14 protein-coding genes and 1 riboswitch are annotated in these 15,285 nt (G+C 61.6%); of the genes, 10 read left to right on the top strand and 4 right to left on the bottom strand.

The features are described 5' to 3' along the window. Positions 1–15: 15 nt before the first annotated feature. From K341_RS0101190 to moaC, 4 genes are all read right to left on the bottom strand, one after another. Entirely contained in the window at positions 16–1,074 is a 1,059-nt protein-coding gene (locus tag K341_RS0101190; RefSeq protein WP_026761582.1) for a sulfate/molybdate ABC transporter ATP-binding protein, read from the bottom strand. Further along, the gene (gene modB, locus K341_RS0101185; RefSeq protein ID WP_026761581.1) at positions 1,074–1,742 is read right to left on the bottom strand and encodes a molybdate ABC transporter permease subunit; all 669 of its coding nucleotides are present in this window, start codon (positions 1,740–1,742) and stop codon (positions 1,074–1,076) included. The genes K341_RS0101190 and modB overlap by 1 nt, the downstream gene beginning before the upstream one ends. Then, complete coding sequence (gene modA / locus K341_RS0101180; RefSeq protein WP_037349225.1) at positions 1,742–2,551, bottom strand: molybdate ABC transporter substrate-binding protein; 810 nt, start codon at positions 2,549–2,551, stop codon at positions 1,742–1,744. Before modA ends, modB begins: the two co-directional genes overlap by 1 nt. After that, a riboswitch (molybdenum cofactor riboswitch) is annotated at positions 2,544–2,677 on the bottom strand. (Overlaps the previous gene by 8 nt.) A 7-nt stretch (positions 2,678–2,684) precedes the next feature. Then, complete coding sequence (gene moaC, locus K341_RS0101175) at positions 2,685–3,161, bottom strand: cyclic pyranopterin monophosphate synthase MoaC (RefSeq protein WP_009439134.1); 477 nt, start codon at positions 3,159–3,161, stop codon at positions 2,685–2,687. Between the two features lie 336 nt (positions 3,162–3,497). Between moaC and K341_RS0101170 the strand changes: the two genes are divergently transcribed. The 10 genes from K341_RS0101170 to K341_RS0101125 all read left to right on the top strand — a co-directional run bounded on the left by K341_RS0101170 (position 3,498) and on the right by K341_RS0101125 (position 15,265). Beyond that, the gene (locus tag K341_RS0101170) at positions 3,498–4,526 is read left to right on the top strand and encodes a molybdopterin-binding protein (RefSeq protein WP_026761579.1); all 1,029 of its coding nucleotides are present in this window, start codon (positions 3,498–3,500) and stop codon (positions 4,524–4,526) included. An 8-nt stretch (positions 4,527–4,534) separates the two neighbouring features. Continuing rightward, the gene (locus K341_RS0101165) at positions 4,535–5,737 is read left to right on the top strand and encodes a molybdopterin molybdotransferase MoeA (RefSeq protein WP_026761578.1); all 1,203 of its coding nucleotides are present in this window, start codon (positions 4,535–4,537) and stop codon (positions 5,735–5,737) included. A 21-nt stretch (positions 5,738–5,758) separates the two neighbouring features. Then, a complete protein-coding gene (gene moaA / locus K341_RS0101160; RefSeq protein WP_026761577.1) occupies positions 5,759–6,757 on the top strand; it encodes a GTP 3',8-cyclase MoaA in 999 nt (332 codons plus the stop codon). Position 6,758: 1 nt separating this feature from the next. Continuing rightward, the gene (locus K341_RS0101155; protein ID WP_026761576.1) at positions 6,759–7,682 is read left to right on the top strand and encodes an MOSC domain-containing protein; all 924 of its coding nucleotides are present in this window, start codon (positions 6,759–6,761) and stop codon (positions 7,680–7,682) included. Then, positions 7,679–8,824, top strand: coding sequence for a molybdopterin-guanine dinucleotide biosynthesis protein B (gene mobB, locus K341_RS0101150; RefSeq protein ID WP_026761575.1), 1,146 nt, complete (start codon positions 7,679–7,681; stop codon positions 8,822–8,824). Before K341_RS0101155 ends, mobB begins: the two co-directional genes overlap by 4 nt. 19 nt (positions 8,825–8,843) lie before the next feature. Further along, the gene (locus K341_RS0101145; RefSeq protein ID WP_026761574.1) at positions 8,844–9,644 is read left to right on the top strand and encodes a formate dehydrogenase accessory sulfurtransferase FdhD; all 801 of its coding nucleotides are present in this window, start codon (positions 8,844–8,846) and stop codon (positions 9,642–9,644) included. Positions 9,645–9,744: 100 nt separating this feature from the next. Further along, the gene (gene fdnG, locus K341_RS0101140) at positions 9,745–12,762 is read left to right on the top strand and encodes a formate dehydrogenase-N subunit alpha (RefSeq protein ID WP_026761573.1); all 3,018 of its coding nucleotides are present in this window, start codon (positions 9,745–9,747) and stop codon (positions 12,760–12,762) included. 67 nt (positions 12,763–12,829) lie between these two features. Further along, entirely contained in the window at positions 12,830–13,702 is an 873-nt protein-coding gene (locus tag K341_RS0101135) for a formate dehydrogenase accessory protein FdhE (RefSeq protein WP_026761572.1), read from the top strand. 40 nt (positions 13,703–13,742) lie between these two features. Beyond that, entirely contained in the window at positions 13,743–14,567 is an 825-nt protein-coding gene (locus tag K341_RS0101130) for a 4Fe-4S dicluster domain-containing protein (RefSeq protein WP_009439259.1), read from the top strand. Between the two features lie 5 nt (positions 14,568–14,572). Then, on the top strand, positions 14,573–15,265 hold the full coding sequence (locus K341_RS0101125) for a formate dehydrogenase subunit gamma (protein WP_026761571.1): 693 nt from the start codon (positions 14,573–14,575) through the stop codon (positions 15,263–15,265). The last annotated feature ends 20 nt before the right edge of the window (positions 15,266–15,285 follow it).

The following is a 15,285-nucleotide window of genomic DNA, read 5'->3' as shown; positions in this document are numbered from 1 at the left end:
TTTTTTGCGATCCCGCTAATCCCGCAGCAGCATGAGATGTTCGGTGGGGAGGCGGAACGGGACGATGTCGCCGAGGCTCAGCGGGTGCTCCGCCCAAATGGGTTTGTCTACTTCCCAGCGGATGCTCTTCATGTCCGAGGCGAATCGGAGCATGACGATGTAGGAGAATGTGCTCTCGATGATCTCGGTGACGGCGGCGGGGAATGTGTTCTCCGCACCCGTTTCGGCGATGCTCATATGGTGCGCGCGGATGGCAACGGATCGGACGTTCTCAAGGCAATCCCCGGCCTCCTGCGGCACGGCGAGCGTGACGCCCCAGTCGATCGCACCGATGTGCGTGTCGTCGATGCGGCGTGCGGCGGAGATATTCTTGCATCCCGTGAGGATGGTCGCGGCACGCGTGCCAGGATTTTTGAAGAGGGCGTGCTTATCCATCGGCGGGGTGAGTGTCCCGCGGTCGACGGTTGCGATCTCCTGCGCGATGCGGAACGCTTCGTCGCGGTCGTGCGTGACGAGGATGGCGGAGATGTCCTGCGCGGTGAGTATCTCGCGCAGGACGGTCTCGATCTGCCATTTGAGATGCGTGTCGAGCGCGGAGAGCGGCTCGTCGAGGAGCAGGATCTCCGCGCCGCGCGCGAGGATGCGCGCGAATGCGACACGCTGCTGCTGTCCGCCGGACAGCCCTGTGGGATAGGCGTTTTCAAGGCCTTGCAGGGAGAACCGTGCGACGTTTTCGGTGAAGATGCGCTCCTTTTCCGCGTCCGTGCCCGTGAGCGCGAAGACGATGTTCTCGCGCACGGTCATGTTCGGAAAGAGGGCGTAGTTCTGAAAGAGGTAGCCGACGTTCCGCTGCTGCGGCGGGAGGTCGATGCCCTTCGTACTGTCGAAGAGCGTGCGCCCGTTGAGGACGATGCGTCCGCTGTCCGGGTGTTCAAGTCCCGCGATGCATTTGAGCGTCATGCTCTTGCCGCTGCCCGATGCGCCGAGGAGGGCGAGGGTCGTGTCCCCGAGTGTGAAATCCGTTCGCAGCGTGAAATCGCGCAGCTTTTTCTCGATGTTTACAATCAGCTCCATCAGCGCACCTCGCTCTTGAGATAGAGGTTCATGGCGCCGATAAAGACGAGTGAAAAGAGCGAGATGACGATTGCCCAGCGAAATGCGAGGTCGTAGTCGTTTGCCTGCACCGCCGCGTAGATCGCGGTCGACATCGTCTGCGTGTGCCGCGGAATGTTGCCGGCGAACATGATGGTCGCGCCGAACTCGCCGAGCGCACGGGCAAACGAGAGGACGAGCCCCGCGAGGATGCCGTGGCGCGCGTTCGGCAGGACGATGCGCCAAAAGATGCGCCAATTGCTGACGCTGAGCGTCTGTGCCGCGTGGATCATGTTCCGGTCGATCGCCTCGAAGGCGCCGCGCGCCGTGCGGTACATGAGCGGCAGGCTCACGATGACCGCCGCGATGACCGCCGCGCGCCATGTAAAGACGAGCGGCAGGTCAAGCGAGAGGAGGAAACTCCCGATGGCGCTGCGCTTTCCAAGAAAGAGCAGGAGGAAGAATCCGACGACGGTCGGCGGCAGGACGAGCGGGAGCGTGATGATCGCGTCGGCGGCGGTGCTCGCAAAGCGGCTGCGAATCTGCAGGACGCCCCATGCGAGCGCGATGCCGACGAAGAATGTGATCACGGTCGCCAGCCCCGAGACCTGGAGCGATATGATGAGCGGTGAGAGTGTTTCGTCCGTCATTATTTCACGGTGAAGCCGTATTTCTTAAAGACTTCCTTCGCTGCATCCGATTGAATGAATGTGAGGAATTCTTTCGCGGCTTCCATATGCGGCGCATCCTTGAGGACGGCTGCGGGGTAGACGATGGGCTTGTGCGTGTCGGCGGGGGCGACGGCGGCGACCTTTACCTTATCGGAGACGGCTGCATCCGTTGCGTAGACGACGCCGCAGTCCGCGTCGCCCGTCTCGACCCATGCGAGCACCTGACGGACGTCGGAGCCGTAGACGGCACGCTCTTTGACCTGATCGAGGATGCCGAGCTTCGTAAAGACCTCTTCGCTGTACTGTCCGACGGGGACGCCCTTCGGCTCGCCGAGCGCGATGTGCTTGACCGCGGGATCGAGCACTGCCTTAAAGTCGGGCAGGTTCAGCTTGCTGTCCTTCGCCGTGATGAGGACGACGTCGTTGATGAGGAGGTCGACGCGCGTGCCGCCCTCGAGGAGCTTCTTCTCATCGAGCGCGTTCATCTGCTTTTGTGCGGCGGAGACGAATACGTCGGCGGCGCCGCCGTTTTCGATCGCCTGCTGGAGCGCGCCGCTGCTGCCGAAGTTATAGACGAGCTTCACGTTCGAGTGATCCTTCTCGTACATCGTGGTGAGGTCCTTCATGGCGTCCGTGAGGCTCGCCGCCGCGGAGACCTGCAGCTCGACGTTCTCGGCGGCTTTCTTCGGCGCGTCGGCGGCTTTGTTGTCTCCGCCGCCGCAGCCTGCGGCGAGCAGTGCCGTCGAAGCGACGGCGACGGTCAGCATTTTCTTGATGTTCAGGTTCATTTGGTATACTCCTTTACAAAAATAGGTAGGCATGAGGGTTTCCTCCCATACCCCGTGACGCGCGTGCGTCAGGCAGGAGCTCGTAGCCGTGCCGTAGAGCCGTCCTGCTCGGAGTTCCCCGTGGGGACTGTGGTCAGCGGATGAATGTGCCGCTTTTGCCGCCGGACTTGCGTTCGAGGCGGATGTCCGTGATCTCCATGCGCTTGTCGATCGCCTTGCACATGTCGTAGACGGTCAGCAGCGCGACGCTGACGGCGTGCAGGGCTTCCATCTCGACGCCCGTCTCGCCCGTGACCTTGACGGTCGCGGCGGCGCGGACGATCGGCTGCGGATCGCGCGTGAGCGTGAAGTCGACGGTGCATTTCGAGATCGGCAGCGGGTGGCAGAGCGGGATCGTGTCCGACGTGCGCTTTGCCGCCATGATGCCCGCGATGCGCGCGACGCCGAGGACGTCGCCCTTTGCCGCCGTGCCGCCCTCGATGGCGGCATAGACCGCCTCGCTCACGCGGATGATGCCCGTCGCGAGGGCTTCGCGGTGCGTCGTTTCCTTGCCGCTCACGTCGACCATGACGGCGGCGCCGTGCTCGTCGAAATGCGTTAGATTCGGCATGATGCTCCTCCTTTCCGTTCTAATGTGTTCATCATATCCTAGTGGTGGGAGAAAATCAATGCCTTTTGTCACTTTCATGGAAAAGAAACACTGTGAGAGCCGGCTCAGAGGCAAAACTATTCTAGTTATTTTGCACGGTTGCTGTGAAAAAAGTCATAGAGAAAATTTATTTGATGTGCTATAATCAATAAAAAGAATGTATAAGTGAGAATGAGTTTTAACTAGATGTTAATTTGAAACGAGTCGCTCTAGATTCGTTCGAACTGTGTATTATATTGCGGCATTTGTGCGAATATGGGCGCGCGGATGTCGGCACCGACGGAACGGGGGGAGACTATGCGTGAGGTGCGTGTGCAGGATGCGGTCGGTATGACGCTTTGCCATGACATTACCGAGATTGTGCGCGGCAGGACGAAGGGCGCGCGGTTCCGCAAGGGAGATGTGATCCGGCTGGACGACATTCCCGTGCTCCTGCGGCTGGGCAAGGAGCATCTCTATGTGTGGGAAGAGAACGAGCGGATGCTGCACGAGAACGATGCGGCGGCGATCCTGCGCGATCTTTGTCAAAACGAGCACATGACGGCGAGCGAGCCGAAAGAGGGCAAGATCGAGCTGAAGGCGACGGTCGACGGCGTTTTTGAGCTCGACGAGGAGCGTCTTGACGCGGTGAACGACATCGACGACGTGATGATCGCGACGATCGCGCAGCATTACCCGGTGAAGGCGGGGGCAAAGCTCGCAGGGATGCGCGTCATCCCTCTTGTGATTGAAAAAGGAATTATGGAACAGGTACGCGTTGCGGCGGGCAATGAGCCGCTGCTGCGCCTTTTGCCATACAGAAAAATGAAAGTCGGCGTCGTGACGACAGGCTCCGAGGTGTTCCATGGGCGCATCAAGGATACGTTTACGCCCGTGCTTGACAGTAAGCTGCGCTCGTTCGGGCTGCGTGTGGACGAGCACCGTCTCTCGGACGACGGAACGGAGCACACGCGCGCGGCGATCGCGGAGCTGCTCGACATGGGCATGGACATGGTGCTCTGCACGGGCGGCATGAGCGTCGATCCCGACGACCGCACGCCCGCCGCGATCAAGGCGACGGGGGCGCGCGTCGTGACCTACGGCGCACCCGTACTCCCGGGCGCGATGTTCATGCTCTCGTATTATGAAAAAGAGGGGCGGCAGGTGCCCATCATGGGACTGCCGGGCTGCGTGATGTACTCGCCCGCGACCATCTTTGACATCGTATTGCCGCGCGTTGTGGCAGGGAGCGAGTGGACGCGGCGTCAGATTCGCCGGCTCGGCATCGGCGGGCTGTGCATGGAGTGCAAGGTCTGTCACTATCCCGTCTGTCCGTTTGGAAAGTAGGCGCTGCAATGGAACTTTTGGAACTCGAGCACGCCGTTGAGGTGCTGCTCTCGTATGTAAAGACACCGCAGACCGAGCGTGTGCCGCTCATGGAGGCGGCGGGACGCACGGCGGCGGAGGACGTCTATGCGGCGATCTCCAATCCGCCGTTCGACCGCTCGCCGCTCGACGGCTATACCTTTGCCGCGGCGTGCGTCGCGGGGGCGACGGCGGAGCGCCCTGTGCGTCTGCGCGTCGTGGGCGAGGAGTGTGCGGGCGAGTTCTACGCGGGCACGGTCGGTGCGGGCGAGACTGTCCGCATCATGACGGGCGGCGCGATTCCTGCGGGCTGTGACTGCGTGATCCGACAGGAGGATGTAAGGGAGGACGGGGACGCGATTCTCGTGCCGTTCCCCCTGCGCGCGCATGAGAATTACTGCGACGCGGGCGAGGATGTGCGCGCAGGCACGCATATTATTCGGAAGGGACAGACGCTCCGCGCGGCGGATCTCGCGGTGCTCGCGAGCCAAGGGCATACGGAGGCGGCGGTCTATCGCCGTCCGCGTGTGGCGGTGGCGAGCACGGGCGACGAGCTCCTGCCGCCGGGAGAAGCACTGCGCCCCGGGAAAATTTACAACAGCAATCTCTTCCTCATCGCGGCGCGGCTGAAGGAACTCGGGCTCGATCCGGTCGTGCTCGGCATCCTGCCAGACGACGTGGAGGAGGCGGCCCGCGAAATCGCGGCGCACGCGGAGGGGATCGATCTGTTCCTCACGACGGGGGGCGTCTCCGTCGGCAAGAAGGACATCATGCACGGTGTCGTGCCGGCGATGGGGGCGGAGCGCATCTTTTGGCGGGTCAATATGAAACCGGGCGCGCCCGCGATCGCCTACACGCGCGGGGATATGCTCGGCATCGCGCTCTCGGGCAACCCGTTCGCGGCATACGCGACGTTCGAGCTGCTCGCGCGTCCCGTACTCGCGCGGATGCGGGGGTGCGACGAGGTGCAGCTGCGCCGCACGCGGGCAAAACTCGCCGACGCGTTCCCGAAGGAATGCCTCGGGCGCAGATTTCTGCGCGCGCGCATGGGAGACGACGGACTTGTCTATTTGCCCGACCAGCATGAGTCGGGCACACTCTACTCTGCGGCGGGCTGCGACGCGTTCGTCGACGTGCCGGAGGGAACACCGCCGCTCGCCGTCGGGACGACGGTGGACGTCGTGCTCCTTTGAGCTTAGATACAGGGGATTATTATGCGGGATCAATTTGAACGCAAAATTGAATATCTGCGCATCTCCGTGACGGACTGCTGCAATCTGCGCTGCCGCTACTGTATGCCCGCGCACGGGGTGAAAAAACTCGCGCATGAGGACATCCTCTCCTACGAGGAGATTCTGCGCGACGTGCGCGCGCTCGCGGCGCTCGGCATCCGCAAGGTGCGCCTGACGGGCGGTGAACCGCTTGTGCGGCGCGACATTGTGACGCTCGTGCGGGGCTTAAAGGAAATTCCCGGCATCGAGACGGTCGCGGTGACGACGAACGGCGTGCTCCTCGGCACGATGCTGGACGACCTCGTCGCGGCGGGTCTCGACGCGGTGAACCTCAGTCTCGACACACTCGACGGGGGGAAGTTCTTCTCCATTACGCGGCGTCCGCTGTTCGGCAGTGTGATGGAATCGCTCGAACGGCTCGCGGCGGAGCGGCGCATTACGGTGAAACTCAACTGCGTGCCGATCGCGGGCGTCAACGACGACGAGATCCCCGCGCTCGCGGCGATTGCGCGCGACCACGCGGTGAGCGTCCGCTTCATCGAGCTGATGCCGATCGGCTGTGCGCGTACGGCGGGCTACCGCGGCGTGCCGATGGACGAGGTGCGGGCGCGGTTGAGATCCGCATTCGGCGCGCTCCTCCCCGTGGGAGACGGCGCACACGGCGCGTACGCCGTGCCGACGGGACCCGCCGCCTATGTGCGTCCCGCGGGATTTGCGGGGAGCATCGGCTTCATCGACGCGATGGAGCATAAATTTTGCAGTACCTGCAATCGTGTGCGCCTGACGGCGGAGGGATTCCTAAAACTCTGCCTCTACAGCAATGCGGGGCTCGACACACGCGCGCTCCTGCGCGGCGGAGCGACGGATACGGAGCTTGCGGCGGCGGTTCGAAACGCCGTTTGGCAAAAACCGGAAGAACATTATTTTGAAAACGACACGGCGTCGCGCGATCGGCGCGCCATGTATCAGGTGGGAGGTTAATATGGGCAAAATCCGAGCGCTGTGCATCAGTGAGAAGCGCGGCACGCAGAAACACGCGCTCGACCGCGTGTTCTTCGTCACGGAACACGGCATGGACGGCGACGCGCACGCGGGGGACTGGCACCGTCAGGTGAGCCTCCTCGGACTTGGCGAGATCGACGATTTCCGTGCGCGCGGGGCGGATGTGGACTTCGGCGCATTCGGGGAAAACCTCGTCGCCGAGGGATTCCGGTTCAAGGAATTGCCGATCGGGACGCGCCTGCGCGTGGGCGACGTATTCCTTGAGATCACGCAGATCGGCAAGGAGTGCCATAGCCACTGCCAGATCTATCATCAGGTCGGCGACTGCATCATGCCGCGCGAGGGCGTCTTTGCACGCGTCCTGCACGGCGGCTGGGTGACGGTCGGCGACGAGCTGGAGCTTACGACGGAGAAGATTCCGCTCGATGCGGCGGTGCTCACGGCGAGCGACAAGGGATCGCGCGGCGAACGCGAGGATAAGAGCGGCGCCGCCATCCGCGAGATGCTGACAGAGGCGGGCTACGCGGTTGCGGGACACGGCGTCGTGCCGGATGAAAAGGAAGAGATCGCGCGCGAACTCACGCTGTGGTCGGATCGCGGCGTCGCGCTCGTCCTCACGACGGGCGGGACGGGATTCTCCGTGCGTGACGTGACGCCCGAGGCGACGCGCTCCGTGATCGAGCGCGAGACGCCCGGCATCCCCGAGGCGATGCGTGCGCTCTCCATGCAGATCACGCACCGCGCGATGCTCACGCGTGCGGCGGCGGGCATCCGCAAACGCACGCTCATCGTCAACCTGCCCGGCAGTGAGAAGGCGGTGCGCGAATGCCTTGGATTCATCTTGCCGGAGCTGCGGCACGGCATTGAGATCCTGCGCGGCGATACGGGCGAGTGTGCGCGATGAATCTCTCCGAGATCACGCTCGTTGTCGCCGCAGGCGGCAGGAGCACGCGCATGGGACGCGACAAGCGATTCCTCGATCTCGCGGGCGAGTCCCTGCTCGCACGGACGCTCCGAAAGGGGCGTGCGACGGGGTTCCGTGAGATCATCCTCGCGGCGGAGGGGGAGACGGAGGAGCTGCGCGCCGCTGCGGCACGGTTCGGCGCGCGGCTCGCGGTTGACGAACGCCCCGCGCAGGGACCTGCCGCAGCGATTGCGGCGGGGCTTGCGGCGTCCTCGTCAGCATGGGCGCTCGTCCTCTCGGGCGATATGCCTTTTTACGATTTTGATCTCGTGCGCGCACTCCTCCCGGAGGTGCGCGGGGAGCGGCAGGTCGTGCTCCCCACGCTGCTCGGATACTGGCAGCCGCTCGCCGCGCTCTACCGAAAGGAAGCGGGCGCGGCATTCGCCGCAGGAATCGCGCGCGGCGACCGCAAACTCGGCATCATTCTGAGAGAGCTCGCGGTCAAGGAAGTGCCGCTTACGGTCGACGCGGGGCTGTTCTTCAACGTGAACACGCCCGCCGCCTATCGGCTCGCACTCGGGCGGATCGCGAACGAGCGGCGCGCCGTGCCGATGCTCTCGGTCGCCGCGCCCGCCTCGGGGACGGGCAAGACGACCTTTATCGAGCGGCTCATCCCGCGTCTCGCCGCGCACGGCATCCGCATCGCCGTGATCAAGAGCGACGCGCACGGCTTCCGGCTCGATACGAAGGGAAAGGACACCGACCGATTCACGGCGGCGGGGGCTGCGGCGGTTGCTGTCAGCGCGCCGAATGGCTACTTTATTGAGCAGGAGACGGCGGAACGCCGCAGCTTGACGGACATCGCCGAGAAGCTCGATCGAGCGTCCGTGGACGTATGCATCACGGAGGGCAGAACGCGCGGCGTTGCCCCGCTGTTTTTACTCTACCGCGGGCGAGGGACACCGGAGACGGACGAGCGTACAATCGCGTTTTTTTCAAAGGCGCCGGAGGCCGCGCCCCTGACGGAGGATGCGCTTCTGCGCGTGGATCTCGACGACCTAGAGACGGCGGAGCGGCTTGCGCTGTTCCTCGTGGGACGCGCGCTCTACGGTGCGGACGGCGCGATGTTTTTGACGATGTAATATGGGGGAAGGGGACACAATGGAGCTGCAGCGCAGTGAATTTATCGACGTACCGGTCGTTCGCTATGTATCGGAGGACAATGCCTTTGTCCCCGATCATAAATACACCTCGGAAGAAGTATTCTTCGATATTGAACTCAACGGCGCACCCTTTACGACGGCGTTCTGCTCGCCCGTCGCCTATGAGGATCTCGTGATCGGGATGCTCGCACAGGTGGGGCGCATCCGTACGGCGGACGACGTGACCGCGCTCACCGTCGACGCAGAGGGGCTGCACGCCGCGGTCGAGACGACGCCGGACGCGCAGGCATGGGCGGCGGAGGCAATCAAGAATCCGCGCTACTTCTCCGCGCGAAAGATATTAAAACTGCGCCCGGAGGAAATCTTCGAGCGTCCGCGTGATGTGCATTTTCGCGCGCGCGACATCCTAAAGACGGCGGACACGCTCCTCTCGGAGCTGTCCAAAACCCACGACACAACGAACGGCGTCCACAGCGGCGTCATCTATGATCAAAAGAACGAGAAAATACTTGTCTTCCGTGAGGACATCGGCAGGCACAATGTCTTTGACAAACTCTACGGCTGGTCGCTGCGTCATCATGTGGAGATTTCGGATAAAATCATCATCTTCAGCGGGCGGTGCTCGTCCGAGATGATGTTGAAGCTCGGGCGCATGGGCATCTCGACGGTCGCGGCAAAATCCGTCCCGACGACGCTCTCGCTCTCGATTGCGAAAAAACTCGGCATCACACTTGCAGCGCGCATGGCGCCCGGTTCGTTCTGTGTATATGCGAACCCGGAGCGCATCGTGCTCGACTGACTTTGATGGAAACGGGCAAGCCCCGATTTCATAGATAGATTCATTCAGGTTTAGGGGAGCCTATCGGCGGCACATCCGCCGATGAGAAAGGAGAATCACGATGAACCTTAGCAGACGTGACTTTTTAAAAGCCACCGGGCTAAGCGGCGTCGGGCTGGCTCTGGCGAGTCTCGGACTCGACGTTGCCCCTGTGAAAGCGGCTGCACAGACGTATAAGCTGTCGGGGGGACGCGAATTTACCTCCGTCTGTCACTTCTGCGGCTGCGGCTGCGGTACGCTCGGCTACGTCAAAGAGGGGAAACTCATCAATCTCGAGGGGGCGCCGGATCATCCGGTGAACCGCGGAGGACTATGCCCGAAGGGGCTTGGTTACGGACACATCCCAAACTCGGCGGAGCGGCCGAAGAGCCCGATGTACCGCGCGCCCGGCAGCGACCGGTGGGTGGAGATTAGCTGGGAGGAGGCCATCGACCGCGCGGCACGCGCGCTGAAGAAGGCGCGTGACGAGCACTGGGTCGGTCAAGACGAAGCGAACGGCTATAAGTTCATGAGCAACCGCACGGACGCCATCGCCTTCATCGGCGGCTCGCAGGTCAACAACGAGGAGTGCTATCAGCTCATCAAGATGGCGCGCGCACTCGGCGTCGTCTATATCGACAATCAGACGCGCGTTTGCCACGCGACCACGCCGCCCGCGCTGAACGCCGCGTTTGGCCGCGGCGCGATGACCGGCTCGTGGTATAACTTAAAGCACGCCAAGATGATTTGGATCGAAGGATCGAATATGGCGGAGTGCCATCCAATGGCGATGAAGAACGTTATGGAGGCGCGCGACAACGGCGCCATCGTCGTCCATGTCGACGTCCGCTATACACGCACATCCCGCGTTGCCGATCACTTCTTCCAGCTCCGTCCGGGGACGGATATCGTCTTCCTCGGCGCTATCATCAACTACATCATCCAGAACAAAAAATACGATGCCGATTATCTGCGGCGGAACACGAACGCCTTCTGCCTTCTGCGCGACGATTACGAATTTGACGCCGGTATTTTCTCCGGCTACGACGAAAAAACACGGACTTATAACAAAGAGACTTGGGGCTACCAACTGGATGCGAACGGCAAGCCAATGAAGGCGAGCAGCATGGCGGCAAAGAACACCGTCATGGATCGTCTCGCAGAACATTTCCAACGCTATACGTTCGAAAAGGCGGCGGCGATCACGGGGATGCCCGAGGCGGATATTAAGAAAGCCGCGGAGCTGTTCTCCACCATTACGCCGACGGTTATGATGTATGCGCTTGGCATGACGCAGCACACGGTCGGTGTGGAGAATCTGCGCTGCTTCACCATCATCCAGCTCCTCATGGGCAACATCGGCGTCTCGGGCGGCGGCATCGACGCGATGCGCGGGCAGCCGAACGTACAATCCTCGACCGATTACGGCATCATGTTCCAGTATTATCCCGCGTACCTTTCGTACCCGACGCACACGGACGATACGCTCGCGAAGTGGACGCACCACAATGGCACGTTCCGCGCGAAATTTCTCAAGAACCTCCTCAAAGCGTGGTTCGGCGACGCGGCGACGGCGGCGAACGACTATATGTTCAACGCGCTCCCGATCCGCAACGGCACGCATAACGATTCCATGTACGTCATGTTCGAGAAGGCGATGGAGGGAAAGGTCAAGACGATCTACGTCTGCGGACAGAACCCGCAGATGACGAATGCGAACCTCACCATCGTCAACAAGGGGCTCAAGGGCATCGACACGCTCATCGTGCAGGACGTCTTCGTCAACGAGACGGCGGCGTTCTGGGAGCGTCCGGGCGATAATCCTGCGGACATCAACACCGAGGTCATCTTCCTGCCGGCGGGCTCCTATCTCGAGCGCTGCGGCACGATGACGAACTCCATGCGCATGATCCAATGGCGCATGAAAGGTCCCGACCTCGTGAACGATTCGCGTCCCGATTACTGGATCTGCGACAAACTGTGGAAACGCATCGTCGAACTCTACAAGGATTCGACCGATCCGAAAGACAACGTGATCAAAATGATGACGTGGAACTACGGCGACCCCGAGGACGGACAGACCTACGTCGAAAACGTCATGAAGGAATGCAACGGCTACGATCTAAAGGACGGCCATCTCCTGCGCGGCATTCGAGAGATCCGCGACGACGGCACGACGATGGCGGGCATGTGGATCTTCACCGGTGTCTACGGCGACGGCGTCCATATGGCGCGGCGCCGCGGGCAGGAGGACGAGGGCGGCATGGGCATCTATCCGAACTTCGCCTGGGTCTGGCCGGACAACATTCACATGCTGTATAACCGAGCCTCCTGTGACGAGAACGGCAAACCGGTGCGGCCGGGGCAGAAACTCGTCTGGTGGGACGAGAAAAAGGGCATGTGGGACGGCTACGATGTCCCCGATGTCGGCGACCGCACGCAGGGACCGAACACCCCGGGCGGACAGAAGCCGTTCCGCATGAACGGCGAGGGCATCGCCCGCCTCTTTGCCGCTGAGTACAGCGACGTTGAGAACGGCGAGACGCGCGATCACTCCTACGTTCCCGTTGACGGTCCTCTGCCTGAGTTTTACGAACCGGTTGAGAGCCCGACGAAGAACATGATGAACGAAGGACAGCGCACACAATTCAACCCCTGCGTCATCTATCCGCGCGTGCCCGAACTGCAAAAGATCGGAACGCCCGACGAGTATCCGTACGTGCTCTGCACATCGAGTCTCACCGAGCACTGGTGTTCCGGCACGATCACGCGCAATATCCCCTATCTCAACGAGCTGGTCAAAGAGCCGTTCGTCGAGATCTCAGATAAACTCGCCGCGAAGCTCGGCGTTCGCGGCGGTGACCGCGTCCGCGTCAGCACGACACGCGCGAGCATCGAGGTCAAGGCAATGGTCACCAAGCGCGCCCGACCGCTCATGGTCAACGGCAAAGAGACGCATATGATTTGGCTCCCCTACAACTGGGGGTTCAAGGGACTGTCGACAGGCCCCTCCGGCAACTATCTGACGATCGACGCGCTCGATCCGAACGTGCAGGAGCAGGAGTTTAAGGCCTGCCTCGCCAACGTCGAAAGGATATAGCTTTCCGACCGCGGCAACGGTCAAAGGATGGAGAACAAACGTCCGACAGGACGAGGAGACCCTTTGTATGAAAGCTAAGAAAACAGATCCGATGAAACGTTTCCTAAAAAAATATCCCTTCCTCAAGGAAACAGAACGTGTTTACCGCACGGTCGATGCCGCAGTCGGCGCGCCGGAGCCGATACAGCTCCCCGCGCGCGCGGTGGCTAAGACCCTCGCGGAGAAGCTGCCGATTCTCCAGCAGGAGACCTATCGCCGCCGTATGGTGCGCGCGGTCTATATGATCCAGGAGGAAGTATACGACCGCATCGCGCGGGCGGACGTGCCGCCCCTCATGCGGGAATCGGCGCGCGCATACCTCGCCGTGCTGAAACCGCTGCGAAAGACGGCAAAGGAAGAATTCATCACCGCAGTTCTATTGCAGGACGCCCCCGCATTCGCGGCACTGTGCGCACGGCACAACCTCAACGAGGGGTTCGTCCGCAGTACGACGTGGCGCATCATCGCCGCACTTGTACCGCCTGCGCTCAAAGAGCCGGAGGCATGGGATGCGGATCCGGACAGGCCGCAGTTCCGGCAGAACTACTGCCCCGTATGCGGCCGTCGGCCGGTACTCGCGGATCTGCATAAATTCCGTGACGGCAGGGCGCGCCACCTCATTTGCGGTGGCTGCGGAACCCAATGGCTCTACGCACGCGTCGGCTGCGTTTACTGCGGCAATGCGGATCTCGAGAAGATGCGCACGCTTGAGCCCGAGAACGACGACCGCATACGGCTCGACATCTGCGACGCGTGCGACAGCTACATCAAGACGCACCACGGTCCCGCCGAGGGCGGCGACGACGACTATATCTATCGGCAGGACTGGGCGAGCGTACATCTCGACCTCCTCGCCGAGGAAAAAGGCCTTCATAAAAAGGGGAACCCAATATTAGAATAGAGGATTCGATTCCATATAGAGAAGGAGAGGAGCGAACATCATGACACAGGAAATCGCAATGCTGCATGACATGTCGCGTTGTACCGCGTGTCGCGGCTGCATGGTCGCGTGTAAACAATGGCACGACCTGCCGCCGGATATGGACACCCCGTTCGAGGGGCAGTACCAATCGCATAAAGATCTCAGCTCGCGCGTCTACACGCTCATCCAGATGAAAGAGCGCGTGGACGACAAGGGGAAATTCCACTGGGATTTCTTCAAGAAAAATTGCTTCCATTGCGGCAATCCCGCCTGCGCCGCGGGCTGCCCCGCGAACGCCATCGACCGCAATCCGAACGGCACCGTCGTCATCAACGAGGACAAATGCATCGGGTGCCATTACTGCGAACACAACTGTCCGTGGCATATTCCAAAAATCGACGAGGTGCGGCATAAATCGACGAAATGCGATCTTTGTTACGACCGCATCGCGCACGGCTATGAGACGACAGGTGAGATTCTTAAGCCCTCGTGCGCGAAGACCTGCACGTCGCACGCGCTCGAATTCGGTACCATCGAGGAGATGAAACAGCTCGCGGTGGAACGCCTTGCGATGATTCAAGAGAAGCATCCCGACGCGAACATCTACAGCCCCGAGGGCGTCGGCGGAACGCATATGATCTATGTGCTGCCCGAGAAGCCTGCCGTATTCGGCCTGCCGGAGAACCCCGTCACGCCGCTTTCCATCGATCTTTGGAAAGCGGGACGCGCGTTCACGAAGCTCGCCATCGGCGGCGCCGCCGCCGGCATCGCGGGCGCCATCGTGCTCAGCAAGATCGTCAAGTCGCGTGCAAAAGCGCAGGCAAAAGAGCAGGAGAAGGGGTGAGCAGCATGTTGATCAACAAAGAATATGTGCCGCGCCATAAGATGGCATTCGCCGTCTGTCACTGGATGAACGCGTTTGCATTCTTCATGCTGTTCCTGACGGCATTGCCGCTCTACTCGGACAGCTTCCGCTTCATGTATCACATTTTCGGCGATAAGACACTCATGTACGCGCACCGTGTGTTCGGCGTCGTGTTCATCATGACCCCGATCATCGGGTTCTTCATGGCGCGCGAGGGCTACATGACCATGATCAAAGAAGTGTTCCGCTTTGGCAAGAAGGACATGGAGTTCATGCAGAAGTTCCCAATCGAGCTGATGGGAAAGGATCCCCACATGCCGCCGCAGGGCTTCTACAACGGCGGCGAGAAGATGAACATCGCCCTCCAGCTCGCGCTCTCCGTCGTCATCGCCGTGACGGGCGTCATTCTTTGGATGGGCGACAGCATCCTGCCGGCAACGATCACCGCGTATGCGATTCCCGTGCACAGCATCGCCGCGGCTGTCTGCTTTGCGGCAGCCCTCGGGCACATCTACCTCGCCGCAGGCGTCAACCCCGACTCCCTGCACGGCATGACGAGCGGCACCATCAAGGCGTCGTACGCCGCGCATCATCACGGCGCATGGGTCGAAGAACTCATTGCTGAGGGCGCTGTCACGCGCGAGGAGATCGCACAGGCGGAAAAGGAACATCACTGACTTCGGTGCTTTTATAGGAA

The organism is Centipeda artemidis DSM 19719, from assembly GCF_000426665.1.
In the GTDB taxonomy this organism is placed as follows: Bacteria; Bacillota; Negativicutes; order Selenomonadales; family Selenomonadaceae; genus Centipeda; species Centipeda artemidis.
The sequence above is the reverse complement of the archived record's forward strand: the minus strand, read 5'-3'. Positions and strand labels throughout refer to the sequence as shown.

Excerpts from the sequence above, each read along its gene's own strand:
- modB (WP_026761581.1), bottom strand. The coding sequence starts at position 1,742 with ATGACGGACGAAACACTCTCACCGCTCATCATATCGCTCCAGGTCTCG.
- modA (WP_037349225.1), bottom strand. The coding sequence starts at position 2,551 with ATGAACCTGAACATCAAGAAAATGCTGACCGTCGCCGTCGCTTCGACG.
- mobB (WP_026761575.1), top strand. The coding sequence starts at position 7,679 with ATGAATCTCTCCGAGATCACGCTCGTTGTCGCCGCAGGCGGCAGGAGC.
- K341_RS0101165 (WP_026761578.1), top strand. The coding sequence starts at position 4,535 with ATGGAACTTTTGGAACTCGAGCACGCCGTTGAGGTGCTGCTCTCGTAT.
- K341_RS0101130 (WP_009439259.1), top strand. The coding sequence starts at position 13,743 with ATGACACAGGAAATCGCAATGCTGCATGACATGTCGCGTTGTACCGCG.
- moaC (WP_009439134.1), bottom strand. The coding sequence starts at position 3,161 with ATGCCGAATCTAACGCATTTCGACGAGCACGGCGCCGCCGTCATGGTC.
- K341_RS0101190 (WP_026761582.1), bottom strand. The coding sequence starts at position 1,074 with ATGGAGCTGATTGTAAACATCGAGAAAAAGCTGCGCGATTTCACGCTG.
- K341_RS0101135 (WP_026761572.1), top strand. The coding sequence starts at position 12,830 with ATGAAAGCTAAGAAAACAGATCCGATGAAACGTTTCCTAAAAAAATAT.
- K341_RS0101170 (WP_026761579.1), top strand. The coding sequence starts at position 3,498 with ATGCGTGAGGTGCGTGTGCAGGATGCGGTCGGTATGACGCTTTGCCAT.
- K341_RS0101145 (WP_026761574.1), top strand. The coding sequence starts at position 8,844 with ATGGAGCTGCAGCGCAGTGAATTTATCGACGTACCGGTCGTTCGCTAT.
- fdnG (WP_026761573.1), top strand. The coding sequence starts at position 9,745 with ATGAACCTTAGCAGACGTGACTTTTTAAAAGCCACCGGGCTAAGCGGC.
- moaA (WP_026761577.1), top strand. The coding sequence starts at position 5,759 with ATGCGGGATCAATTTGAACGCAAAATTGAATATCTGCGCATCTCCGTG.
- K341_RS0101155 (WP_026761576.1), top strand. The coding sequence starts at position 6,759 with ATGGGCAAAATCCGAGCGCTGTGCATCAGTGAGAAGCGCGGCACGCAG.
- K341_RS0101125 (WP_026761571.1), top strand. The coding sequence starts at position 14,573 with ATGTTGATCAACAAAGAATATGTGCCGCGCCATAAGATGGCATTCGCC.